This is a genomic window from Bacillus sp. FJAT-29814, from assembly GCF_001510715.1.
Lineage (GTDB): Bacteria > Bacillota > Bacilli > Bacillales > Cytobacillaceae > Neobacillus.
The window spans coordinates 91,962-115,414 of sequence record NZ_LMTJ01000006.1 but is presented as its reverse complement, the minus strand read 5'-3'; the positions used below and the strand labels follow the sequence as shown (position 1 = coordinate 115,414).

26 protein-coding genes are annotated in these 23,453 nt (G+C 42.8%); 18 read left to right on the top strand and 8 right to left on the bottom strand.

Annotated elements, in window-relative coordinates; all coding sequences use genetic code 11:
* Positions 1–14: 14 nt before the first annotated feature.
* A complete protein-coding gene (locus AR334_RS17345) occupies positions 15–1,178 on the bottom strand; it encodes a MalY/PatB family protein (RefSeq protein WP_066314188.1) in 1,164 nt (387 codons plus the stop codon).
* A gap of 239 nt (positions 1,179–1,417) precedes the next feature.
* Positions 1,418–1,639, bottom strand: coding sequence for a helix-turn-helix domain-containing protein (locus AR334_RS17340; protein WP_066314187.1), 222 nt, complete (start codon positions 1,637–1,639; stop codon positions 1,418–1,420).
* Between the two features lie 221 nt (positions 1,640–1,860).
* On the opposite strand from AR334_RS17340, the gene yugI reads away from it, so the two are divergent.
* From yugI to AR334_RS17305, 6 genes are all read left to right on the top strand, one after another.
* Complete coding sequence (gene yugI / locus AR334_RS17335; protein WP_066314186.1) at positions 1,861–2,262, top strand: S1 domain-containing post-transcriptional regulator GSP13; 402 nt, start codon at positions 1,861–1,863, stop codon at positions 2,260–2,262.
* A gap of 163 nt (positions 2,263–2,425) precedes the next feature.
* On the top strand, positions 2,426–3,625 hold the full coding sequence (locus AR334_RS17330) for an ornithine--oxo-acid transaminase (RefSeq protein WP_066314184.1): 1,200 nt from the start codon (positions 2,426–2,428) through the stop codon (positions 3,623–3,625).
* Positions 3,626–3,690: 65 nt separating this feature from the next.
* Positions 3,691–4,962, top strand: coding sequence for a Glu/Leu/Phe/Val dehydrogenase (locus AR334_RS17325; RefSeq protein WP_066314183.1), 1,272 nt, complete (start codon positions 3,691–3,693; stop codon positions 4,960–4,962).
* Positions 4,963–5,011: 49 nt separating this feature from the next.
* Entirely contained in the window at positions 5,012–6,175 is a 1,164-nt protein-coding gene (locus AR334_RS17320) for an iron-containing alcohol dehydrogenase (protein WP_066314182.1), read from the top strand.
* A 313-nt stretch (positions 6,176–6,488) separates the two neighbouring features.
* Positions 6,489–7,838: a glucose-6-phosphate isomerase gene (locus AR334_RS17310; protein WP_066314180.1), complete on the top strand. Its 1,350-nt coding sequence runs from the start codon at positions 6,489–6,491 to the stop codon at positions 7,836–7,838.
* A gap of 96 nt (positions 7,839–7,934) precedes the next feature.
* A complete protein-coding gene (locus tag AR334_RS17305) occupies positions 7,935–8,342 on the top strand; it encodes a YugN-like family protein (RefSeq protein WP_066314177.1) in 408 nt (135 codons plus the stop codon).
* A gap of 211 nt (positions 8,343–8,553) precedes the next feature.
* Here the strand turns inward: AR334_RS17305 and AR334_RS17300 are convergent, their stop codons facing one another.
* Entirely contained in the window at positions 8,554–9,540 is a 987-nt protein-coding gene (locus AR334_RS17300) for a TrkA family potassium uptake protein (protein ID WP_066314175.1), read from the bottom strand.
* A 209-nt stretch (positions 9,541–9,749) separates the two neighbouring features.
* Here AR334_RS17300 and AR334_RS29025 point away from each other — a divergent pair, with 209 nt between their 5' ends.
* The 4 genes from AR334_RS29025 (at position 9,750) to AR334_RS17285 (ending at position 13,522) form a co-directional block, all read left to right on the top strand.
* Positions 9,750–9,923: an aspartyl-phosphate phosphatase Spo0E family protein gene (locus AR334_RS29025; RefSeq protein ID WP_082692996.1), complete on the top strand. Its 174-nt coding sequence runs from the start codon at positions 9,750–9,752 to the stop codon at positions 9,921–9,923.
* Between the two features lie 95 nt (positions 9,924–10,018).
* Entirely contained in the window at positions 10,019–11,695 is a 1,677-nt protein-coding gene (locus tag AR334_RS17295; RefSeq protein WP_253701313.1) for a DUF6044 family protein, read from the top strand.
* Between the two features lie 19 nt (positions 11,696–11,714).
* The gene (locus AR334_RS17290) at positions 11,715–12,734 is read left to right on the top strand and encodes a glycosyltransferase family 2 protein (protein ID WP_066314173.1); all 1,020 of its coding nucleotides are present in this window, start codon (positions 11,715–11,717) and stop codon (positions 12,732–12,734) included.
* Between the two features lie 161 nt (positions 12,735–12,895).
* Complete coding sequence (locus tag AR334_RS17285) at positions 12,896–13,522, top strand: LysE family transporter (protein WP_066314171.1); 627 nt, start codon at positions 12,896–12,898, stop codon at positions 13,520–13,522.
* 27 nt (positions 13,523–13,549) lie between these two features.
* Here AR334_RS17285 and AR334_RS17280 read toward each other — a convergent pair whose 3' ends face one another.
* On the bottom strand, positions 13,550–14,896 hold the full coding sequence (locus AR334_RS17280) for an amino acid permease (protein ID WP_066314169.1): 1,347 nt from the start codon (positions 14,894–14,896) through the stop codon (positions 13,550–13,552).
* Between the two features lie 72 nt (positions 14,897–14,968).
* Entirely contained in the window at positions 14,969–15,130 is a 162-nt protein-coding gene (locus tag AR334_RS29545; RefSeq protein ID WP_156431306.1) for a hypothetical protein, read from the bottom strand.
* 203 nt (positions 15,131–15,333) lie between these two features.
* Between AR334_RS29545 and AR334_RS17275 the strand changes: the two genes are divergently transcribed.
* Positions 15,334–16,089 carry a TraR/DksA C4-type zinc finger protein gene (locus AR334_RS17275; RefSeq protein ID WP_066314167.1) on the top strand — a complete coding sequence of 252 codons (756 nt, stop codon included), beginning with the start codon at positions 15,334–15,336 and terminating at the stop codon, positions 16,087–16,089.
* 54 nt (positions 16,090–16,143) lie between these two features.
* Here AR334_RS17275 and AR334_RS17270 read toward each other — a convergent pair whose 3' ends face one another.
* A complete protein-coding gene (locus tag AR334_RS17270; protein WP_066314166.1) occupies positions 16,144–16,356 on the bottom strand; it encodes a YozQ family protein in 213 nt (70 codons plus the stop codon).
* A gap of 99 nt (positions 16,357–16,455) precedes the next feature.
* Here AR334_RS17270 and AR334_RS29540 point away from each other — a divergent pair, with 99 nt between their 5' ends.
* The 7 genes from AR334_RS29540 to AR334_RS17250 all read left to right on the top strand — a co-directional run bounded on the left by AR334_RS29540 (position 16,456) and on the right by AR334_RS17250 (position 21,102).
* Entirely contained in the window at positions 16,456–16,593 is a 138-nt protein-coding gene (locus tag AR334_RS29540; RefSeq protein WP_156431305.1) for a hypothetical protein, read from the top strand.
* Positions 16,594–16,624: 31 nt separating this feature from the next.
* Positions 16,625–17,521, top strand: coding sequence for a cation diffusion facilitator family transporter (locus AR334_RS17265; protein ID WP_156431304.1), 897 nt, complete (start codon positions 16,625–16,627; stop codon positions 17,519–17,521).
* Positions 17,522–17,809: 288 nt separating this feature from the next.
* Entirely contained in the window at positions 17,810–18,748 is a 939-nt protein-coding gene (locus tag AR334_RS17260; RefSeq protein ID WP_066314159.1) for a magnesium transporter CorA family protein, read from the top strand.
* Between the two features lie 262 nt (positions 18,749–19,010).
* Entirely contained in the window at positions 19,011–20,231 is a 1,221-nt protein-coding gene (locus tag AR334_RS17255) for a helix-turn-helix domain-containing protein (protein ID WP_066314158.1), read from the top strand.
* Between the two features lie 11 nt (positions 20,232–20,242).
* The gene (locus tag AR334_RS30670; RefSeq protein ID WP_285858443.1) at positions 20,243–20,377 is read left to right on the top strand and encodes a hypothetical protein; all 135 of its coding nucleotides are present in this window, start codon (positions 20,243–20,245) and stop codon (positions 20,375–20,377) included.
* A 98-nt stretch (positions 20,378–20,475) separates the two neighbouring features.
* Complete coding sequence (locus AR334_RS29975; protein ID WP_172799247.1) at positions 20,476–20,652, top strand: hypothetical protein; 177 nt, start codon at positions 20,476–20,478, stop codon at positions 20,650–20,652.
* 54 nt (positions 20,653–20,706) lie between these two features.
* A complete protein-coding gene (locus AR334_RS17250) occupies positions 20,707–21,102 on the top strand; it encodes a cytosolic protein (protein ID WP_066314157.1) in 396 nt (131 codons plus the stop codon).
* Positions 21,103–21,175: 73 nt separating this feature from the next.
* On the opposite strand, the gene AR334_RS17245 is transcribed toward AR334_RS17250, so the two are convergent.
* Both AR334_RS17245 and AR334_RS17240 read right to left on the bottom strand, forming a co-directional pair.
* Positions 21,176–22,693 (bottom strand): MDR family MFS transporter, encoded by a 1,518-nt coding sequence (locus AR334_RS17245; protein ID WP_066314156.1) that lies wholly within the window; start codon positions 22,691–22,693, stop codon positions 21,176–21,178.
* A gap of 158 nt (positions 22,694–22,851) precedes the next feature.
* Positions 22,852–23,415 carry an FAD-dependent oxidoreductase gene (locus AR334_RS17240; protein WP_066314151.1) on the bottom strand — a complete coding sequence of 188 codons (564 nt, stop codon included), beginning with the start codon at positions 23,413–23,415 and terminating at the stop codon, positions 22,852–22,854.
* Between the last annotated feature and the right edge of the window lie 38 nt (positions 23,416–23,453).

Below are 23,453 nucleotides of genomic sequence, written 5' to 3'. Positions count from 1 at the left end.
TCCTATTTGAGAATTTATTTCAAAGCTTTTTTTAGGCGGTTCATGCCTTCGATTACATCAGCCTTCGGGCAGGCGATGTTCACCCGAACAAATCCTTCTCCCCCTGGCCCGTACTTAGGTCCCGGCTCTAGTGCGAGCTTGCCTTTTTGGATCAGCGCATCCTGCACTTGCTGGTCTGTCAATCCGAGCTTGCGGCAATTAAGCCAAAGCAAATAGGTCCCTTCCGATTCGATAGGGGTGATTTCCGGCAGATGCTCCTGGATGAAAGCCAAACAATAGTCTTTGTTTTCCTGTAAATAATCAATCAGCTCGTCCAGCCATGCCTCTCCGTCACGATAGGCGGCTTCCATCCCGGTGATGCCCAACGCACTTAATGAAAAAAATCCTTGACGATTTAAGGTGGCATTAAACTGCTTCCTTAATGCATCGTTTTTAATCACCACAGCAGATGCCTGCAGGCCGGCAAGATTAAAGGTTTTGCTTGGTGCAATAAAAGTAATGGTTTTCTCCGATAATTCCTCGTTTAACGATGCAATCGGAATATGCTTGTATTGTTTATAAATAAGATCGGAATGAATCTCATCGGAAAGGATCATGCAATCATATTGCAAGCATAATTCCCCGATTTTTTGAAGCTCCTCTTTGGTCCATACCCGTCCGGCCGGATTGTGCGGACTGCATAGCAAGAACAGTCTGCAGCCTTCTTTTAACGCGTTCTCAAAACTTTCAAAATCAATCTTGTATCTGTTTCCTTCGAGTACAAGCGGTGAATTGACAACAACCCGGTTATTTTTCTCGATCATATTGAAAAAAGGTGTGTAAACAGGGGATTGCAGCAATACCCTGTCTCCTTCTTTCGTAAATGACTGAATCGCTGTGCTGATGGCCTGAACAACCCCGCCGCAATAGGTGAGCCATGACGGCTGGATGGTCCATTGGTGCCGCTTATCAAGCCAGTCTGCAATCGCCTTTGTCGCCGTGTCGGGCACGAAGGTATAGCCAAAAACAGCGTGTTCAACCCGCTGTCTTAGCGCATCAATGACGGCATGTGGCGGCTTGAAGTCCATATCTGCCACCCACATCGGCCACAAATCAGCTTCGCCAAAGATTTGCTTAGTCAACTCCCATTTGACGGAAGCGGTATTGATACGGTTAATCCTTTCATCAAACATAGACATTAATGCTCCACCACCTGTTAATATTAATCGTGCTTATTTATTATGATAAAATATTTTGAGCAAATCGGAAAATAATAGGAGCTATATTTTTCAATAAAAAAAGCGGAACTGCCATCACGGCGGTCCGCTCAAAAAGGGGGGAATACTAGAAAGCTTATGTCATCAGGTTATCCAGATTTTTCCCCTTCTATACTTTGGAAAAATAAAAAAAGCGGATCATTTATCCGCTTTTGTCATGATTAATCTTGTGACGGTACTGCAGGTTGTTTAGCTAATAGCTCGGCAGCAGGTATATCTAAAACAGTAGACAATTTTAGAATTGTTTGAGTGCTGGGAATTTGTTCCCCAGATTCATACTTTTCAATCGTATGTGTTCCAACCCGAACCTTTTGGGCCAGTTCTTCCTTGGTCAGATTCTGGTGTTCACGCGCATCTTTAATTGTTTGACCAATCGATTTCATCCTGTCCACCTCTCCCAGAAAAGATAGTTTCTCACTATTATTTTATCATGGAAAGTTATTATTTTTACGTTCTCAAAATTGAACATTATGTTAAGGTTTTTCGACATGTAGTTATTTTTATCATCTTAGGCTGCTTCTATTTTTGATTCCAATCACACGTTGTGGTATAATTTTATAATGCGTATAAAAGGGTATAAATTTATTTACTTAGGAGTGTTTTCATGACAGAAAAAATCGAAACTGGAAGTATATTAACGGGTAAGGTTACGGGAATTCAACCATATGGAGCGTTCGTCGCATTGAACGGAAATACACAAGGTCTTGTTCATATTTCGGAAATTACGCACGGATATGTAAAGGATATTAATGACCATCTTAAGGTGGGCGACGAGGTACAGGTGAAGGTTTTATCAGTTGATGAAGCTGCCGGAAAAATCGGCCTGTCCATTAAGGCAACGGAAGAGCCGCCAGCACAACAAGTGGTGAAGGCGAAGCGCCCAAGAAAGCGCCAGGCTGCTGCTATCGTTCCGGAAATTGAGGGCCAGCAAGGTTTTAACACCTTAAAGGATAAACTTCAAGAATGGATTGACCAGTCACAGCGAGAAGATTTAATAAAAAAATAATAGACATTTTGCCCACAGCCTGGATCCTGCACATATAATAAGGAACCAGGCTTTTTTTGCGTCTTGAATAACAAAAAGTTTCTAATAACTGTTCATTCTTTTATTGCGCTAGGCTACAATAAATATGTGTATACATAAAAAGTAAAAATGGAGGGAAGCTGCTGTGACGACAAATGTTAATACCCAGGGAATTATTGAACAAACGGAAAAATATGGTGCCCACAATTATCATCCGCTGCCAATCGTGATTTCAAGTGCGGAAGGGGTTTGGGTAAAGGATCCGGAAGGCAATAAATATATGGATATGCTCAGCGCCTATTCGGCAGTAAACCAAGGTCATCGTCATCCGAAAATTATTCAGGCCTTAAAAGATCAGGCGGACAGAGTTACTTTGACATCCCGGGCGTTTCATAATGACCAGCTTGGCCCTTGGTACGAAAAAATCTGCAAGATGACAAATAAAGAAATGGCCCTCCCAATGAACACCGGTGCTGAAGCGGTAGAGACAGCGTTTAAAGCGGCACGGCGCTGGGGCTATGACGTAAAAGGAATCACTGAGAACCAGGCGGAAATTATCGGTTGTATCGGCAACTTCCATGGCCGGACAATGACCGCTGTTTCGCTATCTTCAGAGGAAGAATATAAACGGGGATTTGGCCCGATGCTTCCGGGCATAAAGCTTGTGCCATATGGAGATTTGGAGGCATTGAGGGCAGCCATTACCCCAAACACAGCTGCGTTTTTAATCGAACCAATACAAGGGGAGGCCGGCATCATCATTCCTCCTGAGGGCTATATCAAGGCAGCATATGAACTATGTAAGGAAAACAATGTGTTGTTCATTGCCGACGAAATACAGGCTGGGCTGGCGCGGACCGGAAAGATGTTTGCCTGTGAATGGGAAGGTATACAGCCGGATATGTATGTTCTCGGCAAGGCCCTTGGCGGAGGGGTGTTCCCAATCTCCTGTGTCGTCGCAAATAAAGATATTTTAGGAGTCTTTAATCCGGGTTCACACGGTTCCACGTTCGGTGGAAATCCAATGGCTTGTGCGGTATCCCTTGCAGCTTTGGATGTTTTAGTTGAGGAAAAGCTTGCTCAACGATCTTTGGAGCTTGGTGAATATTTTATCAGCCAATTAAAGGAAATCAATAATCCAATCATCAAGGATGTTCGCGGCCGCGGCTTATTTATCGGAGTCGAACTGACTGAGGCAGCGCGCAAATACTGTGAACAATTAAAAGAACTTGGTTTGTTATGTAAAGAAACCCATGACACGGTGATCCGATTTGCGCCGCCGCTAGTGATTACTAAGGATGAGCTTGACTGGGCAATTGAACGGATTGAAAAGGTACTTGGATAACTAGTGCCGATGTGCCATCCTGAATAAATGTAAACGAATCTAGAAATACCAGGGGTGCCGATAAGATGGGGAATATTGATGGGGATGGACAAGAAAAAGAGATGCTTAACCTTCTTACATCAACGCAGGTTGTGGTACATGAGGCAATTAAAAAGCTAGGCTATCATCAGGGGATGTACCAATTATTAGCGGAACCGCTTCGCACAATACAAGTGAGAATTCCTGTTCGAATGGATGATGGCTCAACGAAGCTGTTTACCGGGTTTAGAGCCCAGCATAATGATTCACTTGGACCCACTATGGGAGGAGTCCGATTTCATCCAAAGATAAATGAAGAGGAAGTAAAGGCGCAGGCCATCTGGATGAGTCTGAAATGCGGGATTGCAGGCTTGCCGTTTGGGGGAGGCAAAGGCGGCGTCATCTGTAACCCGCGGACAATGTCGATGGGAGAATTGGAGAGGCTAAGCCGGGGATATGTACGGGCCCTTAGCCAGATTCTTGGTCCGGCCAAGGATATCCTGGCACCGGATATGTATACCAATCCACAAATTATGGCATGGATGGTGGATGAATTCAGCCGCCTGCGGCAGCATGGTTCCTCTGGGGCCATTACCGGCAAGCCGCTTGTACTCGGCGGTTCCGAAGGTAGGGAAATCGCCGGTGCAAAAGGCGTTGCGATTTGTATAGAGCAGGCCGCCAAGAATTATGGAACCAGATTAAAGGGTGCCCGGGTCATTATCCAAGGTTTTGGCAATGCCGGGAGTTATATTGCCAAGTTTCTCCAAGAGTCCGGAGCTATTATTGTCGGAATATCGGATGTTTACGGGGCGCTTTATGAGCCGGGTGGATTAAATGTCGGCTATTTATTAAAGCGCCGTGACAGTTTTGGCACGGTCACAACGCTTTTTGATGGAGTAATCAGCAATGAGGAACTGCTTGAGCAAGACTGTGATATTTTGGTTCCTGCTGCTGTCTCCAATCAAATTACAGCTGAAAATGCCCATAATATTAAAGCGGAAATTGTGGTTGAAGCGGCCAACGGACCGACCACCTTGGAAGCGACAAGAATTCTTTCGGAGCGGGGGATTTTGCTTGTGCCCGATGTGCTTGCAGGTGCGGGCGGCGTCACGGTCTCCTATTTTGAATGGGTCCAAAATAATCAGGGCTATTATTGGGACAAAGATGAGGTAGCTAGCAGGTTACAGCAGAAATTGGTTGATGCCTTTAACGTCGTGTATGAAACCGCCAGAACACGGAAGGTCAATATGCGGCTTGCGGCTTACATGGTCGGTGTGAGAAAAATGTCAGAAGCCTCCCTGTTCCGCAGCTGGGTTTAAACTTTTTAACGCATGGAACCAAAATGAAAATTTAAGGATGGTGTCGAATATGCAAAATTTTATTTTTCAAAATCCAACCAAATTAATTTTTGGAAAAGACCAGTTGGTTCATCTGAAAACAGAGATTCCGCGCTACGGAAATAAGGTGCTCCTCGTCTATGGTGGCGGCAGTATCAAGCGGTCCGGTCTGTATGAAAAGGTGATGTCCCTTTTAAACGAAATCGATGCTCAGGTTTTTGAACTATCCGGAGTGGAACCGAATCCGCGCGTTTCAACGGCCCGCAAAGGTGTGGAAATTTGTAAGCAAGAAGGGGTAGAATTTATCCTCGCTGTCGGCGGCGGCAGTGTGATCGATTGCACGAAACTGATTGCGGCCGGAGCAAAATATGACGGCGATCCATGGGATCTTGTAATCAAAAAAGCTTCTGCTAAAGAGGCCCTTCCTTTTGGCACTGTATTAACGCTCGCGGCCACCGGTTCGGAAATGAACTCCGGCTCTGTTATCACCAACTGGGAAACGAATGAAAAGTATGGCTGGGGCAGTCCACTGACCTTCCCGAAATTTTCAATTCTTGACCCAGTTAATACATTTACTGTCCCGAGAAATCAAACCATCTATGGTATTGTTGACATGATGTCGCATGTTTTTGAACATTACTTCCATCTCGAAGAAAAAACCGAATTCCAGGACCGTATGTGTGAGTCGCTATTGATTACTGTCATGGAAACGGCCCCGAAACTGCTGGAGGACTTGGAAAACTATGACCATCGGTCAACGATCCTGTACTGTGGCACGATGGCGTTAAACGGTATGTTAAACATGGGTTATCGGGGAGATTGGGCTACCCACAACCTTGAGCATGCGGTGTCGGCTGTTTATGACATTCCGCACGGCGGCGGACTGGCCATCCTGTTCCCGCATTGGATGGAGCATAATCTCCATGTCAAGCCGGAGCGCTTTAAACAGCTTGCCGTAAGAGTTTTTGGTGTCAATCCAGAGGGCAAGACCGCTGAGGAGGCAGGTCTTGAAGGCATCCGCAAGCTGCGTGAGTTCTGGAACAGCATCGATGCTCCATCCAGACTGGCAGATTACGACATCGATGATAGTAGGCTTGAATTAATGGCCGACCGTGCCATGGTCTACGGAGAGTTTGGCAATTTTACTAAGCTCAACAAAGAAGATTGCCTGGCCATTTATCGGGCTGCATTATAAAGTAGAGAGGCTCAGGCTGGTTGGTCTGGGCCTTTTTTATAGGGTTCGACAGGAAAACTCGGTTATGCGACAGAGAAACTGGACTTTACGACAGTAGATTAGGGTTATACGACAGAAAAACTGGATTATACGACAGTAAAACCCTCTCTTGCGACAATAAAACCCGGTCCTACGACAGTAAAAAACACGCCCATACGACAGTTTGTAAAAAAATCATCGAAATTGGGCGCGCTTACACAAGGGGCTTCGCCTTGATTATCTGTCTCGCTTTGTATAAAGTTGTTAATGAAAATAATAAAATGGAGGATCATGCATGACACACGTTCATTTTGACTATTCAAAAGCACTCTCCTTCTTTGGAGAACATGAACTTACATACTTACGCGATGCGGTGAAAGTGGCGCACCATTCCCTGCATGAAAAAACGGGGGCGGGCAGTGACTTTTTAGGCTGGATTGAATTGCCAACCGAATATGATAAGGAGGAATTTTCCAGGATTCAAAAGGCCGCGGAAAAGATCAAGTCTGATTCGGATATCCTTATCGTGATCGGCATCGGCGGTTCCTATTTGGGAGCACGCGCTGCAATTGAAATGTTGCAACATAGCTTTTACAACGCCCTGCCAAAAGAAAAGCGCTCCACTCCGCAAATTGTGTTTGCCGGAAATAATATTAGCTCTACTTATATGAGAGATGTTATGGATCTCCTCGATGGGAAGGATTTTTCCATCAATGTCATTTCAAAATCAGGAACTACAACAGAACCAGCGATTGCTTTCCGGATTTTCCGAAAGCTTTTGGAAGAAAAATACGGTGCCGAGGAGGCGCGCAAACGTATCTATGCCACCACAGATAAGGCCAGAGGTGCGTTAAAGACACTGGCAACCGAAGAAGGCTACGAAACATTTGTGATTCCTGACGATGTCGGCGGCCGTTATTCCGTTTTAACAGCTGTCGGTTTATTGCCAATAGCTGTTAGCGGTGCTGATATTGAAAAAATGATGGAAGGTGCCGCAAAAGCTCAGGAAGATTTCGGACATTCCGAGCTTGAGGAAAATCTCGCCTATCAATATGCCGCGGTCAGAAATGCCCTTTACAATAAAGGAAAAACCATTGAGATGCTGATTAACTACGAGCCGGGGCTGCAATATTTTTCTGAGTGGTGGAAGCAGCTGTTTGGTGAAAGTGAAGGAAAGGACCAAAAGGGAATTTTCCCTTCATCGGCGAATTTTTCTACCGACCTTCACTCATTAGGCCAATACATTCAAGAAGGTCGCCGCGATTTATTCGAAACCATTATTAAGGTTGAAAAGCCGCGCCATGAACTGACAGTTGAGGCAGTGGACAACGACCTCGACGGCCTTAATTATCTTGCAGGCCAGACGGTTGATTTCGTCAATAATAAAGCATTTGAAGGAACCATGCTTGCCCACACAGATGGGGGCGTGCCGAATTTGATCGTAACGATTCCAGCTGTGGATGAGTATACGTTCGGCTATCTTGTCTATTTCTTTGAAAAAGCCTGCGCAATGAGCGGCTATCTCCTCGGAGTCAACCCATTTGACCAGCCAGGCGTCGAGGCATACAAGGTCAATATGTTTGCCCTCCTTGGCAAACCAGGCTTTGAAGAGAAAAAAGCGGAACTAGAAAAGCGGTTGAAATAACATTTATGAAAAAGTGCTTGGCCATTTTAGGCCGGCACTTTTTTTATTTTTCAAAATGGGGAAAACTAAAATGATTGATTTAAAGGGGGTATCAGAATGATCCAATTGCAATCAAAGGTTGAAGGCAAGCAGTTTGATTTGTATAAACTGGAACAAAAATTAAAACCAATCGGGTATTCGATTGGCGGGAATTGGGATTATGATCGTGGATTCTTTGATTACAAAATCAATGAGCATGATGGCTATCAATATTTAAGATTGCCGTTTACGGCGGTCGATGGCCAGCTTGATATGAGAGACTGCACGGTGGAGCTTGGAAGGCCGTTTTTGCTGTCTCACCAGTTTGAGGCAGGAATTGACCAACAGGGAACTGCAGGCGTGTTCTCAGGCAGTTTTAGCCAGTTTCAGGAGCCTGAAGACAAAGATGCGAATCTCCCTGACCGCTATCAGGAAATCGGCCAGGCGCTTGTTGCAGAATTGGAGTCGGTGCTCCTATCGGATTAACCTTATTTTATCCCACATTAACGGGCAGTAAGACCCCCACCTTAATACTAAGACAAATCGAAGACGTATAGGTGGGAGATAACTGCCCGTAAATGTCCGAAATAATGAACGCAGACTAAATACGCCTATGGCAACGTCTGCGTGACCAGCATCCTGCTGGCCTCAACTAACAATCAGTGGGGGTGGAAAAAACCCCCCACTGATTGAAGTTTCACTTTATCAATAATAGCTGATCGGCTTCTTCGAGCTTTGACGAATGGGGAGGATTCAAAATGGTTTCCTCCCCTCTTTTGATTCCGACTATCACAAAGCCTTCCGTTAGCTTTGCTTGACACAATTCTCTAAAGGACCTTCCAATCTCCTTCTCTGAAAGGGAAACGGCAGTAACCCGGCTTTCCTCCAGCTCGTTCACAAGCTCCGAAAGCAGCCCGTCACCACCCGTGTGCAGGCTGTTGACCATAAACACACTCGTTAGCTTATTGGATTGAATCACCTCATCCGCCCCAGCTCGTTTTGCGTTAATTACCTGCTCCGCTGTTAATATTTCAACGATACATTTTACATTGGCACATAAGCCTTTAATCGTCAGCAAGGTAAGAATACTGTTCATATCTGCCTGCAGCTCGTTATTGCCGCGGTCTGCGGTGATTAGCACCTTTTCTGCATTGTTAATATCACTTTTAACAATCGTATCGTCCACATGGGCCTTCCCTTTGATAAAATGGACAAACCTTGATACCACCGGATTTTCCTCCAGCGTTTCATCAATCAGGACAATCATTTGCGGATAAGACATTTTTGTAAGTTTATTTATTAACTCCCGGGAACGTTCATTCCAGCCAATAATAATGATATGCCCCTTGCCTTTAAACGGGATTTTCCCTTCAACAAAGGCATCTTGCTTTGTGACGGCAGCAGCAGCAAGCGTCCCAAAATAGGAGGAAACAACACCGACTCCAATTAAAATCAGGATTAATGCGGTAAGTCTTCCTAAGACGGAATGAGGAACAAAATCCCCATAACCTACGGTTGATGCCGTAATGATGGCCCACCAAATCCCATCAAAAATCGTTGGAAAGGTGTCAGGCTCGAGAAAATGAATCGAGATTCCGAATATCAGAAAAACAAGAATGGCAATCAGCAGTATTCGAGTAAGAAGTGGCATCCGCAGGAAGTTAATAAATATTCGATTTGTCATGGGCAATCACCTCATTTCCAGCATCCATTCCATTATTATTTACGAAAAAAAACCATCTAATAATATACCGAGGCTTATTTTTCAATATAGGCGCCGTTGTCACAAAACCTTCGAAACTTTTCAAAAAACTAGCTTGTATAATCTGCCCAAAACTTGTAAATTATGTTTAATAACATGGATATAGTCCTAATATGAAAAGAGGTTGAGACATGGAAACTAGTATGAACTCCCTGTTAACCAGCATTGAAAAAACTAGAATGGAAATGATTCAACTGGCTTTTCAGCACGGGTACACCAACCCGGCTGTGGTGCAATGCAGCCAAAAACTTGATACACTATTAAATTCATATAATCATTTTGCCGATAAGCCTTCCCGTCGTTAGGGAAGGCTTTTTTGTATCCAGGTAAAGGAATAATTTCCAGATGTTTTGCGAACGTTAAAGGGAAAATGAACGATTTTCTTATGAGGTGCAGCGAAGTGATCAAGGAAACAACCAAAGAGCGAAGATTGATCCTTTTTGCCTTGCTTGTACTGGCGGTCTATCTTTCTCCATTATTTATTCTTCAGGAAAATGCCCATATCCGTGTCCATGATAATCTTGATTCAAACCTGGCCTGGTATAAGGTCCTGGCGCGGAGCGGGGAAATATTCGGAGGTGTCCAAGGGGTCATCCCGCAAATCATTAATGGTGTGCTGCCACGGAATGCATTTGGAACCGAGTATAGCGTGATTGTCTGGCTCCACTCCCTTCTGCCAACCATGGTTGCCTATGGGGTAAGCCAGGCATTGACAAGGGTGGTTGCTTTTTTGGGGATGTATTTGCTCCTGAAAAAACATCTGCTACCTGGTGAAAAATGGCTCACGCTAAACGTTACGGCATCCCTTGCCTTTGCCTTAACCCCATTTTGGCCGTCCGGCATGCTGAGCACATTGGGGATGCCGCTTGCGCTTTGGGCATTCTTGAATATCCGAAGTGGTGAATGCTCGGTAAGGGATTATGTAGTTCTCACACTAATCCCGTTTTATGCCAGTATCGTGTTGGGTTTTTTCTTTTTCTTGAGTGCAATGGGGATCTTTTGGCTGACGGATGTGATTCGCAAAAAAGGCTGGAATCTGCCCTTTCTAGCTGCAATTGCTTATATGACATTTGTCTTTATGCTGGTGGAGTACCGCTTGGTTTACTCGTTCCTCTTCAAAGGAGAGCCGAATAGCCGAGATGAATACTTTCATGCCCATCTGCCGTTTTGGCGTGCAGTCCGGCTGACTTTTAAAAATTATGTTCTTGGCCATACCCATGTGATGACCTTGCATACATTATTTATTCTGCCTGCCACATTTATCGCCATTTATTTTGTTTATTCAAAAAAGCTGTGGAAGCAAGAGAAACTCTATGTATTTCTTTTTAGCTTAAATTTCCTTTTATCGCTTTGGTATGCGTTCTGGTTTTATGAGGGCTGGCTGCCGTTGACAAAAAAGTTTCATTTTCTGGATACGTTCAATTTCGCCCGCTATCATTTTTTGCGACCGATGGTGATTTACGCGAGCTTTGCCTTGGCATTAAAGATCATCGTGCTTCAAGGGGGCAGTTGGGCGAAAACAGCGAAGTGGCTGGCTGTTATGCAAATCTTGTTTTTGGGATTATATAATGATGAAATTATCTATCGAAATAAACCATCTGTGAAAGAATTTTATGCCGAGGAACTGTTTACAGAAATAAAAAATCATATTGCCCTTCCGCCAGAAGAGTTTCGAGTTGCCAGTATCGGGCTCCACCCGGCTATCGCCCAGTATAACGGCTTTTACACACTCGATACCTATAACAATTTTTATCCATTAAGCTATAAACATCAATTTCGGAAAATAATTGAAAAGGAATTGGCCAAAAATAAGACGATTCGAAAATATTTTGACCAATGGGGCGGCCGCTGCTACCTGTTTACGGCACAGCTGGGAAAAAGATACATGATCAAGAAGGACTCGAAACGGCGGCTTAAAAATTTGGAATTGAATACCGATGTGTTTAAAGAAATGGGCGGTCGTTATATTTTTTCCGCTCTTCCCATTGATAATGCTGCAGAAAATCAACTGACACTTGAGCGGGTGTTCCAATCAAAAACGTCAGCATGGAAAGTGTACTTATATAAGACATATTGACATCGGGGGTATTTGACAGATGACAGAACCAGTCCTGACTATTGTTGTCCCATGTTATAACGAGGAAGAGGTTTTGCCGGAAACAATGGCCACGCTTACGCTTTTGTTGAAGGAATTGATTGCCGAATCGCTTGTTTCCGGGCAAAGCAAGCTTCTGTTTGTCGATGATGGGAGTAAGGATCGGACATGGGAATTGATTTATAAAGAAGGGCTCCGAAATGACTATGTCCGCGGGCTAAAACTCTCGCGCAATGTCGGTCATCAGAATGCGCTGCTGGCCGGACTAAGCGCTGCCAAAGAACGCTCGGATTGCGCCGTTTCCATTGATGCCGATCTGCAGGATGATATTACAGTCATCCGTAAGTTTATCTTGAAATACCATGCAGGCTGTGACATTGTGTACGGCGTCCGCAAAGGCCGTGATCGTGATTCAGTCTTTAAGCGAAGTACTGCCCAATGCTTTTATAAAATCATGAAAAGGCTCGGAGTCGACCTTGTTTATAACCATGCTGATTTCAGGCTAATGAGCAAGCGGGCATTGCATGAACTGGAGCAATTTAAAGAGGTAAACTTATTTTTGCGGGGGATCGTGCCCCTCATCGGTTTTCACACAGACATCGTGTACTATGACCGGCTTGAACGGCAGGCGGGTGAGACAAAATATCCGTTGAAAAAGATGCTTGCGTTTGCTTTTGACGGAATAACCTCTTTTTCGGTATCGCCGATTCGCATGGTGTCAGCTGTAGGATTTGTTTCCTTTCTGATGAGTATGGTGTTCGGAGGGTATTTCTTGGCGCTTAAATTCACCGGGAATACTCAGACCGGTTGGACCTCGCTAATTACCTCCATCTGGCTTATTGGCGGCTTACAGTTGATTGCAATCGGCTTAATTGGCGAGTATGTCGGAAAAATATATAAAGAAACGAAGCAGCGTCCTAAATTTATCGTTGATATCGATACGTTAAATTTGCCGTTGCCAAGACGCCATTTTCTTGACCAAGAATTAGATTATCGAAAAGTATCTGAGACGAATCAGTAGTAAAAGGGCTTCCCGGATTGGGGGCTCTTATTTTTTTGGTAAAAGAGCGGTTTAATTAATTTTTAGTCGTACAACCCCCTGTTACTGAATACATATGGGTAGACAGGCTTAATTTTTTACATGCGGCTTGGAACGTCATATCTGTTGGGGGGCAGATTAGAATGAATGTATTTTTAAGCTATATATTGTTGGGACTATCTCTTGCCGCACCGATTGGTCCCATTAATGCGGCCCAGATTGACAGGGGGATTCGCAACGGGTTTATGCATGCTTGGCTGGTAGGGGTTGGCGCCGTGCTTGCCGATGGTGTATATATGCTGATTGTTTACATAGGAGTAGTTAACTTTCTGGAAACGGAGTTCATGCAGACATTTCTCTGGCTATTTGGCTTTTTTGTGCTCACTTATACCGGCATAGAAGCAATCATAAACGCGGGAAAGATTCATTTGGCGGAGCATCGGGGAGGGGAGCCATTAGCCAAATCCTTTCTAACCGGATTTTTGATGTCGATTTCCAATCCATTAACGATTTTGTTTTGGCTGGGAATCTACGGATCTGTGCTGGCGAAGACTGCAGCCACTTATGACACAAGCCAGTTAGTGCTGTACAGTAGTGCCATTTTTATTGGGTTGCTACTATGGGATATCACAATGGCCGGGGTTGCGAGCAGCTTCCGCAAGTTTTTGACTTCGCGGCTGTTGGTGGTGATTTCGCTATTTTCAGGGATTTCAATGATTGGCTTCGGCATTTACTTTGGGGTTCAGGCGTTCCAGACATTATTTGGTTAAAAAAAGCTGGCGGTTGTATCACGCCAGCTACGCCGTCGGCCATGGCTTCAGTACTCTTTTCCGTTTCTCGTGCTTTTTCCATTTTGCATTCATGATTAATGTAATACAACCAATGATCCCAAGAAATGCCAAACTGATAAAGAATCCGGGCCGGCTTGAATCATGAAATAATGTGCCGCTCACTGCAATGAGGATTAAAACCATGCCCAGGTAATATTTCATACGATCCCGCGCCCTGATTTTAAGGATCTTCCTTGGGGAGGCCAAAATAAACATCCAATTGTATAACAGCATCAACCCGGCCGCTGTTGTAATATATTCGTAAATTCTGTTTGGCATCACTAGAGCAGATACTACTGAAGAGGCTATCCCAAGCATCGTCAGAATCAAGGTTGGCAGGGGAACCTTCAGCTTGCCATTTTTCGCAAAGCTTTCCGGTGCATCTCCCTCCTCGGCCAGCGTCACGAGGACACTCGTTACTCCATAAAGCGAAGCCACCATCGTTGAAAACCCGGCTATGATTAAGGCCCCGTTAAAAATATGGGGGACAAACGAAAGATTGTATGCATCCAGGGCAATCACAAACGGACTCTCTTTGGCATTAAATCTATTCCATGGCACCATTGTCACAGCCAGCCCAATTGATAGGGCATAGATAAACATCAACGAAAACAGCATGACCCGGCCTGCTTTCGGTGCCTCCTTTGGATTTTTCAATTTTGTCGCCATTAACCCAAGAATCTCAATTCCGCCAAAGGCATAGAAAGCAAAAATCACCGCTGACCACAAGCCTAAGACACCGCCGGGAAGGAAATCCCCTTTAGAGTCCGGGTACTGAATCGGACGTTCGCCATCGATTACCCCAAATAACGCCAGTAAAGCAATAATAATAAACATTAAGATGGCGGATACCTTTAATACAGCTAGAATGTTTTCAAGCTTGTTCAAAATCCCGACACCGATTAAAATAACCACGAGCCCGAGGAGTGCGTAGCCCGCCGCAAACACCCAAAGCGGGACATTGGGAAACCAAAATCGGGAAAAAATCGACAGGGCCGTCATCTGGCTGCCCATAATCAGCACTTCCGAGCACCAGTAAACCCAGCCACTGGTAAAGCCGGCCCAACGTCCATATGCCTTCTTAGCGTAAGAACGGAAGCCCCCTTCGAGCGGCTCCTTCGCGGTCATTTTTGAAAGGGCATCGAAAACAAAGTAGGTCCCAATTGCTGCAATTAAATAACCAATTAAAATGGAAGGTCCTGTCATTTTTATAGCTAGACTCGAACCAAGAAAAAAACCGGTTCCAATCGTGCAGCCCACACCGAATAGGGAAAGCTGCCACCATTTCATGTCACCGGACGTTGATTTACCCATGAAAATAATCCTCCTACTAGGACATTTAAAAAGGTTGAGAGGAACCCCAACCTTTTCAGTAAAAAAATTTGTTTATAAATTACGTCCGGTTGCCCCTGGAGATTTATCCGTGTTGCTTTGGTTATTGTATTCCCTATCGTTTAAACCGGGCGGCTGTTTTCTATCTGTTCCCAAATATTCCCCCTGATGTTTCTCTTGTGCCTTCCTGAATTTATCAAAGTTCCAATTTACCACGCTAAACTCCCCTTTTGATTCACTTTATTTTTAAGATACTCGTAATAAAGGTTCTTATTCAGATTCCCACCAAGCGGGAGTTAGGTTTTTAATGGAATTATTCTTTTAATACATAAACGGCCATGAAACAAATGAAACTATAGAGGAACTAGTTAATGTGAAAAAACATGGTTAGAAATAGATTTTTACGAAGGAGCAGAACTATGTTATCAACCGAGCAGTTATCCAATTTGCGCTTACAATTATTGCAGGAAAAAGCTGAATTAGAGGAGCATCTGGACCAGAACGACAATCTTGGCTTTGACCGGGCTCATTATCATGAATCAGTCGGTGAATTGTCCAGTTATGATAACCACCCGGCCGATGAGGGAACAGAGCTCTTTGAACGGGAAAAGGACAATGCCTTACTTGAGCATTATAAATTGCAGCTTAACAATATTAATAAAGCATTAAATGCTATGGAAAATGGAACGTATGGTAAATGCGAGGTGTGCGGCAAGGAAATTCCACTCGAGCGCTTAGAGGCCCTGCCGAATACAACCTGCTGCATTGAACATAGCCCCGATCAGCGCACTTCCAATAGTCGTCCTCAGGAAGAGGGCGTATTAATGCCGCCATTTGGCAAATTTGATATGGATGAAAAGGATGAAAACGTCGCCTTTGATGCTGAGGACGCCTGGCAGATTGTGTCTCAATGGGGGACGTCAGAAACCCCATCCGACTTTGCCTTCACCAAGGATCATTATAATGATGTGTCCAACGAGGCGGAGGAAAATGAAGGTTATGTGGAGGATTTTGAAAACTTTGTCGGCAATGATATGTACGGGAAAAATATAACCGTATATCCGAATCCGCAGCATGAGCAATATGAAAATGCCTTGGATGAAGATGGAATCATGACCAGTTTTGGGGATTTGCCGGCATATGAACATGACCCTTATGTGGAGGATGATAAATAAAAGCAGGCAAAAAGAAAACAGCTTTCTCATAAAAGAGAGCTGTTTTCTCTGACCTTACTCTTCCTCAAAACCTTTGCGGGGAATAGGGATGTCTTTGCCGTCTACATCATCAATGACTGCATCGATCTCGCCTTCCATATAGGCGTCACTCACCTGTTCATGAGTAGTGGCGAGTCCTTGGGAAAGCGGGTCATTACTTTGATAGTCGCTTGTATGGTAGATGCTTCCGGCAACCTCTTTTCTTTTTTTTGGTTCATTTTTTTCCATTATTAACACTCCTTTTTATGAAATCACTTCAGGAGTATTTTTTGTTCTTTTTTTTAGATTACTCTTATAAAATAATTACTTTGAAAGGGGCACTACATTTTGAAGAAACGAAATGACTATCCATCAAGAGAAGAATTGGATCAAGCCTTTCATTTTTTGCATGATCAAATTAACAAGATTTCTGTAATAGAAGAAATGGAGATGAATAAAAAAGAGGAGGAGGGGCATGAAGAATAAGGTGAAGTTTTCATAACAAAGGATGGTAAGCATGGTTGTAAGGGAATCGCTGGCGAAAAAGATCGCCTGGATTAGCTTAATTAGTAATATAATCCTGACGGCAGGCAAGATCATTATTGGCTGGCTTGGAAATAGTGATGCCGTATTTGCTGATGGTATCCACTCCGCCGCCGATGTGGTCGCCTCGGTCATTGTTCTATTGGTAATAAAAATATCCAATAAACCTGCTGATAAGGAGCATCCATATGGTCATGGTAAGGCAGAGGTCATTGTATCAGGTGTCGTCGGCATCTTACTCTTCCTCGTTTCCTTGTATGTTGTCTATGAAGGAATTGCTGGATTCTTTCATAAAGTGGAGCTACCGAGTTTATTGGCAGTGTGGGTGGCGTTATTCTCCTTTGTGTCAAAGGTTATTTTGTATCGAAGTTCTTTAGGGGTGGCGAAGCAGCATAACAGCAAGGCGATTGAAGCCATTGCCTTTGACCATAAAGCGGATATTGTCGCCTCTCTCGCCGCCGCTATAGGCGTCCTGCTGTCCATTTTGGGCGAAAAATTTGATATCATGCCCCTGCTTTATGGCGATAAGGTTGCCAGTATTTTTGTAGCCTATCTTATTTTTAAAATAGCCAAAGATATGCTGACAGAAGCTTTCGATATTTTGCTCGAACGAAATATTAACAATGAGACGCTTCAAGAATATATTGCTATTATCAATGACTTCCCTGAAGTGAAGCGGATTGACCGCATCCGCGCAAGAGAGCACGGGCATTATATTTTGGTGGATTTACGCATTTCAATTGATCATTTTAAAACCATCAAGGAAGGCCATGACCTTGCCAAGTCAATTAAAAGACGTTTGATGGACCAATTTGATAACATTGAAGAGGTGCTTACGCACTTAAACCCATATTTTCCGGAAGACACGTGATTTCCAAAAAATCCGGTTTGTACTTTCGAGTATTTGGGTTTATCATAGTAGTGGATATGAACGGCCGCCGGATTGACAGGTATTGCTTAAAACAGCGGCCGACTTTATTTTAATTTCACATGCGTGAGAAAAGGAGTTGATATTGTTGAGTTATTCCATAGACCCGGACCCTAGTAGTCCCGGGGGAGTCAATCTAATTTTGGATTTGATCAATTGGTTCTGCACAAGAATATCAACTCTGTTAAAGGTGGTTGGCTTCCTCAATTAAACAGGTGGGGAGGTTTTAGCATGTTGGAGATTTTTAAAAGCACCGAAACTAGAAATCTTGAAAAAGTTGAAGCTATTTCAAAGGGCTGCTGGGTTAATATGTTTGCACCGACAGCTGAAGAAATCGCCAGAGTGTCCCATGATGCTCAGGTCGATATTGATATTATCAAAGACGCACTGGACGATGAAGAGCGTCCAAGGATTGAGCGTGATGATGGTCGTGTTTATATCATCGTTGACTTTCCGTATATAGTCCGTGATGAAACAGGTCTTGATGTCTATGAAACGATTCCAATCGGAATTATCTTAACCGATGATTATATTATTACCGTTTCCTTAAAGGATTCGCCGATTATTGAGGAATTTCGAAAAAACCGGGTAAAGGAATTTTTTACGTTTAAAAAGACGCGCTTTGCCCTGCAACTATTATTTTTGATTTCATCTTATTATCTACGTTATTTAAAGCAAATTAATAAGAAAACAAATGAAATCGAGCGCGTTGTCCATAAGTCCTTGAAGAATAAGGAGCTTTACGCCTTCTTGGCATTGGAAAAAAGCTTGGTTTATTTTACGACCTCGTTAAAATCAAATAAGGTCGTCATGGATAAAATTCTGCGGTTTAACTATGTAAGAATGTACGAGGAAGATAAGGACATTCTTGAAGACGTCATTATTGAAATCACTCAGGCAATCGAGATGGCGGAAACGTATCATACCATTTTAACCGGGATGATGAACGCCTTTGCCTCGATTATTTCCAATAACCTGAACATTGTGATGAAATTTTTAACCTCCATCACTATTATTCTATCGTTCCCGACGATGGTGTTCAGCCTGTACGGAATGAATGTGGAATTGCCATTCCAGCACAGTCCACATGCGTTTTTAATTGCGCTGGTAATTTGTAGTGTCTTGTCTTCTTTAACAGCCTTTATCTTTTGGAAAAAGAGATATTTCTAGATTATTAGAATAGCCGCCCATTCTGACGAGAGGGCGGCTTTTTCCTACTTTTTACCTAATAAATTTTTCCCTTTTCTTCGACAATTTGATTGAAAAACAAAAATTTTCCCAACATAAAGAGGTTGACTACTGAGGAATTTTTTGAATTTTCCAAAGTGCATATTCCGTTTTTCGATAAATTTTGAAATAATCAGACAAAATCCTGTATGTCAGGCACCTTTTATTGTAAAATAAGAGAAAAAGAAGCGAGCCGGGTGATAACATGGAATTTGGAGCAATGATCAAATATTATCGGACGCAAAGAGGCATTACCCAAGCCGAGCTTGCAAAAGGAATCTGCTCGGTTCCGCATCTAAGCAAGATTGAAAACAATTCAAAAGAAGCGAACGCAGAAACAATTTCACTTTTGCTGGATCGTTTAAACGTTAATCTGGAGGAAATGGAAGAGAAAGAGGAGTTAATTCAGGTCTTACTTGGCGATCTTGGCGAGAAGATTAACTATTATTTAATGGATAAAATTGACGAAACCTATCGTAATCTTCAAGAAATTGAGCATATTATTCCATTTTCAAAACATATTTATACATATGAACTCTATAAATATCGCTATCTATTATTTAAAGGCTATTTGGCCGAAGCGGAAAAGCAAAAGGACTTATTATTTAAACAACGAATAAATTTTTCCCAACATGAAGAGTATTTATATAATTACATTAATGCGGTATTTTTAATTATGAAGGGGCAGTATAAGGCAGCGGATGAACTTCTTGATACTTTGAACGTTAATCCTGGTAATTATTCGTCAAGTGCAGAGTTTTTTTACCATCGCTCTTTAGTAAAAGGTTCACTTGAACAATCAGGCCATGCCATTCACTTTGGCAAAATGGCACTGCAGCTATTTATGAATGAGCATAATTTTTTTCGGATTCTTCATACTTTAATGCTGTTGGGAATTAATTACACTTTATCAAACATTTATGAAGAAGCTGAGGAATGTTTCAGACATCTGATTCGCAATGCCGAATTGCTTAAGCAGGAAAAATTGCTTCCACAAATTTATCACAATATGGGTTATCTGCAAAAAGAAAAGAATAAACCGAGAGAGGCTTTAATTTATTTCCAAAAAAGCTTGGAACTTCAACCAATTAATAATCCTCATTATTTAGTTACTTTATATTCGATTGGTGAAATTCAGTATTCACTTAAAGAAATTGAAAAGGCCAAAGAGTGCTTTCAGGTAGTTAGTTCCTTAGCCAAGGAACTTGGTAGTAAAAAGTATCGTTTATTGGCAGAATTTTATTTAATTCATTTAGTAACGCCTGAGAAGGCATTTAAATATCTATCCTCAAAGGTGATTCCATTTTTGGAAGAAACAAACGAACATTACAAAGACTTAACCGGTTTTTACAAAATGCTTTCAGATTTTTATACTGAACAAGGAATGTATCTGGAAGCAGTAAATTATTTAAATAAAATTACCTAAAGGGGGAAAATATGATGAAAAAAGCTCTGATTGCGGTCTTTGCGTTGGGTTTGCTACTTTTTGCAGCTCCTGCCAATACCACACAGGATGTCACTGTAGCAAAAGAAACAACTGTTATTAATCATCCAATTTGGCCTCCAGTATGATAAATAACCATCCTCCTGAGAAATCAGGGGGTTTTATATTTTTATGGATAAATTTATTTCTCCTGTTACATATTATTTGGAAAAAGCAGGTGATGCATATGACAGAAAAGGAAAAAGATCCGCAATTTCAAAGTGGAGAAGACTTGGAGGAACTGGCGAAGGGCTATTATGGACTGGAACCGGAAATGAGTTTATTATCTGTAAGTTTTGCAACCACCGAAAATCCATATTTAAATGAGCATTACCAGGAAGATGCGAAGGAGAGTAAAGATTAAGCGGAATTTGGTTATACTATGGTGTGTTATGGCTGAGGCTAAAGGAGGAAATTCATGCAATCATTTGTGGTAAGTTTTCATCAAGAGGACAATGTTGATACGATGCAGATTCAAAAATTGAACCAGGAGGAGTTTGAAAAAGCATCAGAAGGCGGCACCCGTCATCTCTTCGAACTAGATACCAATATCGGCTTTTTCGTATTCTTCGATGCAGAGGACATCGATGGCGATCTGTCTTATATGGTGGCGCAATATGAGGAAGACAGCGAGGAACCAAATGCATACTATTCCTTTCAATTAAAGGATTTTTATGAATTTATGGCTCTCTACTTAAATGATCTTGACTATAATCAGGATGACGAGGGTGAGGAAGAGGAGTACGGCCCGATTCATCATCTAGCCCACCTACTGTTCCATATCGCTGAAGAGGGCAAGGATTTGCAGGTTTAATGCTAAAAAGGACGCCTTTTAGGGCGTCCTTTCGATTGAATTTGTGCTACCCCACGTACTGGGAGAAGAAAGTTTATCCTTTCGATGACTCTTTTGTAACCTCAACCCGTGCATTTCCCATAAAGAAAATTGTGAGTGCCGCAAGCGCGATGGGAATCAATGTTAGCATAAATGTAAATGTAATCGACTCAGACAACGCATGGATGATTTTATCTAAAATAAAATCTGGAATCTTAACCCGCTCGCTTTCTGTGAATATTTCTCGCGGGTCCCCCATTTTAAAGCCACTGCCTCTAGCACCAGCCATTCCTTTGAATGCCTCTTTTAGCTGATCTGTAAAAACATTATTTTGAATGGTACCGTAAATGGTTATCCCCAACGTCATTCCAAACGAACGCAAAAACGAATTAGTGGAATTAGCTGTCCCACGATATTGCGGCTCTAGATTGTGAAGGGAGGCGGTCGGCAGTAGTGAAAACGAGAAGCCGACTCCGAACCCAACTAGAATCATATACACCGTTAACAGCACGCGGGAGGTGTCCTCATTCATTGTTCCTAAAAAGTACATGCCCACCATATAGGAAACAATCGAAACAAACATTAAATTTCGGTATGACGTCTTAGTTAGGAATATCCCGCCAATCGAACTGCCAACTACGGATCCAAGCATCATTGGTGTTAAGATCAACCCAGCATTCTTGGCACTTCCGCCGTAAACAGCTTGAACAAAAATGGGAATAAACACGGTTAATATGATGAACGTGCCTCCATATAAGAATGCAAGTAGTTGCGAAGCTGCAAACAAGCGCCGTTTAAACAGCCATAGCGGTAGAATTGGTTCCTCTGCATTAAATTCGGCAATAAAAAACACCACAAAAAACACAAAAAAGCTCACAAATAAACTAATAATCGGTACAGAGTCCCAAGTATACTCTTTGCCGCCAAGCTCCAAAGCGAACATTAAACTGATAACAGAAATTACAAGAGTGATCGCTCCAAGCCAATCAATTTTTTGTTTGGAGTGCTGTAACGACTCCTTATAATAATAGCTGATTAAAAATATAGAAATTAGTCCAAGCGGTATATTCACATAAAAGATCCAATGCCAGCTAATATAGTCGGTAATATATGCCCCTAATAGTGGTCCTAAGACGCTTGAAATACCAAAAACAGCACCAAGCAGTCCAGTCATTTTTCCGCGTTTCTCCGGGGGGAAAATATCAAAGACTATCGTAAAAGCAATTGGCATCAGCGCCCCGCCGCCAATCCCTTGAATCGCCCGGTAAATGCTTAACTGAACGATGGACTGTGCGATGCCGCATAAGGCAGAGCCTATCAGGAAAACAACTAAGCCAAAAATAAAGAAGCGCTTCCTTCCATACATATCAGAAAGCTTCCCGAATATCGGCATTCCGGCCATTACGGCGACCATATAGGCCGAAGTGACCCAAACAAATTTGTCAAAGCCTCCTAGGTCAGAAACAATGGTTGCCATTGCCGTTGCCACAATGGTATTGTCCATAGCCGACATTAAGATGGCAAGTAATAAGCCGGTAACAACCAATTTAATAGTATTGTCTTGTTTAATCATCAAATAGCTCCTTCTAAATAGGGGTGTAAAACGTGGGCAGTTTGTGCCGGATTCCTCCTCCCAATTCATATTTTAATCGATTCCTACCATAAAATAACAGATGTTAATACAAAAAAAGAACCCCTTCATCAAAAAGGGATTCTAACAATTATATTGCCTTACGCTTTTAATACATCGTGGTCAACGTAACGCTCGCCGTTGAGTTCGCTAATGACGTTGATGGCAACCTTTGCTCCGTCACCGGCTGTAATAATGGTATGCATGCTCACACCGGCAATTGTGCCTGCTGCCCAAACGCCGTCAACATTTGTTTTTCCGGATGCATCAACATCAAGAATGGTCCTCACTCTTGGCTCAGTACCTGGTTTAGTATTTAAGCCTGCTTTTTCAGCAAGATCGGCCAACATCCCGGTCGCAACGATCACATGCTTTGCTTCATATTCATTTCCGTCGGTTTCAACTTTGAAACCGTCATCCGTTTTGCTAATGTTTGTTACAGTAGCAACGGTAAATTCAGCACCAAATTTGCGAGCCTGCTCTTTACCAGTTTCCACAAGGTCCGGACCGGTTACTTCTTTTACACCATAATGATTTTCAATCCAGGCTCTTTTGGTTACGCTTTTATCATTATCAATCACTAAAGTGCTTTTACCAGCTTTTGCTGTAAAAATCGCTGCACTTGCCCCGGCAGGTCCGGCGCCCACAATCAATACATCAAACATTTGAAGACCTCCCAAATTATTCTTTTACAATAATTAGC

Bases quoted from the DNA above. Each gene is read 5' to 3' on its own strand.
- AR334_RS17345 (WP_066314188.1), bottom strand. From the start codon at position 1,178: ATGTCTATGTTTGATGAAAGGATTAACCGTATCAATACCGCTTCCGTC.
- AR334_RS17340 (WP_066314187.1), bottom strand. From the start codon at position 1,639: ATGAAATCGATTGGTCAAACAATTAAAGATGCGCGTGAACACCAGAAT.
- yugI (WP_066314186.1), top strand. From the start codon at position 1,861: ATGACAGAAAAAATCGAAACTGGAAGTATATTAACGGGTAAGGTTACG.
- AR334_RS17325 (WP_066314183.1), top strand. From the start codon at position 3,691: ATGGGGAATATTGATGGGGATGGACAAGAAAAAGAGATGCTTAACCTT.
- AR334_RS17320 (WP_066314182.1), top strand. From the start codon at position 5,012: ATGCAAAATTTTATTTTTCAAAATCCAACCAAATTAATTTTTGGAAAA.
- AR334_RS17310 (WP_066314180.1), top strand. From the start codon at position 6,489: ATGACACACGTTCATTTTGACTATTCAAAAGCACTCTCCTTCTTTGGA.
- AR334_RS17305 (WP_066314177.1), top strand. From the start codon at position 7,935: ATGATCCAATTGCAATCAAAGGTTGAAGGCAAGCAGTTTGATTTGTAT.
- AR334_RS17300 (WP_066314175.1), bottom strand. From the start codon at position 9,540: ATGACAAATCGAATATTTATTAACTTCCTGCGGATGCCACTTCTTACT.
- AR334_RS29025 (WP_082692996.1), top strand. From the start codon at position 9,750: ATGGAAACTAGTATGAACTCCCTGTTAACCAGCATTGAAAAAACTAGA.
- AR334_RS17290 (WP_066314173.1), top strand. From the start codon at position 11,715: ATGACAGAACCAGTCCTGACTATTGTTGTCCCATGTTATAACGAGGAA.
- AR334_RS17285 (WP_066314171.1), top strand. From the start codon at position 12,896: ATGAATGTATTTTTAAGCTATATATTGTTGGGACTATCTCTTGCCGCA.
- AR334_RS17280 (WP_066314169.1), bottom strand. From the start codon at position 14,896: ATGGGTAAATCAACGTCCGGTGACATGAAATGGTGGCAGCTTTCCCTA.
- AR334_RS17275 (WP_066314167.1), top strand. From the start codon at position 15,334: ATGTTATCAACCGAGCAGTTATCCAATTTGCGCTTACAATTATTGCAG.
- AR334_RS17270 (WP_066314166.1), bottom strand. From the start codon at position 16,356: ATGGAAAAAAATGAACCAAAAAAAAGAAAAGAGGTTGCCGGAAGCATC.
- AR334_RS17265 (WP_156431304.1), top strand. From the start codon at position 16,625: ATGGTTGTAAGGGAATCGCTGGCGAAAAAGATCGCCTGGATTAGCTTA.
- AR334_RS17260 (WP_066314159.1), top strand. From the start codon at position 17,810: ATGTTGGAGATTTTTAAAAGCACCGAAACTAGAAATCTTGAAAAAGTT.
- AR334_RS17255 (WP_066314158.1), top strand. From the start codon at position 19,011: ATGGAATTTGGAGCAATGATCAAATATTATCGGACGCAAAGAGGCATT.
- AR334_RS30670 (WP_285858443.1), top strand. From the start codon at position 20,243: ATGATGAAAAAAGCTCTGATTGCGGTCTTTGCGTTGGGTTTGCTACTT.
- AR334_RS29975 (WP_172799247.1), top strand. From the start codon at position 20,476: ATGACAGAAAAGGAAAAAGATCCGCAATTTCAAAGTGGAGAAGACTTG.
- AR334_RS17250 (WP_066314157.1), top strand. From the start codon at position 20,707: ATGCAATCATTTGTGGTAAGTTTTCATCAAGAGGACAATGTTGATACG.
- AR334_RS17245 (WP_066314156.1), bottom strand. From the start codon at position 22,693: ATGATTAAACAAGACAATACTATTAAATTGGTTGTTACCGGCTTATTA.
- AR334_RS17240 (WP_066314151.1), bottom strand. From the start codon at position 23,415: ATGTTTGATGTATTGATTGTGGGCGCCGGACCTGCCGGGGCAAGTGCA.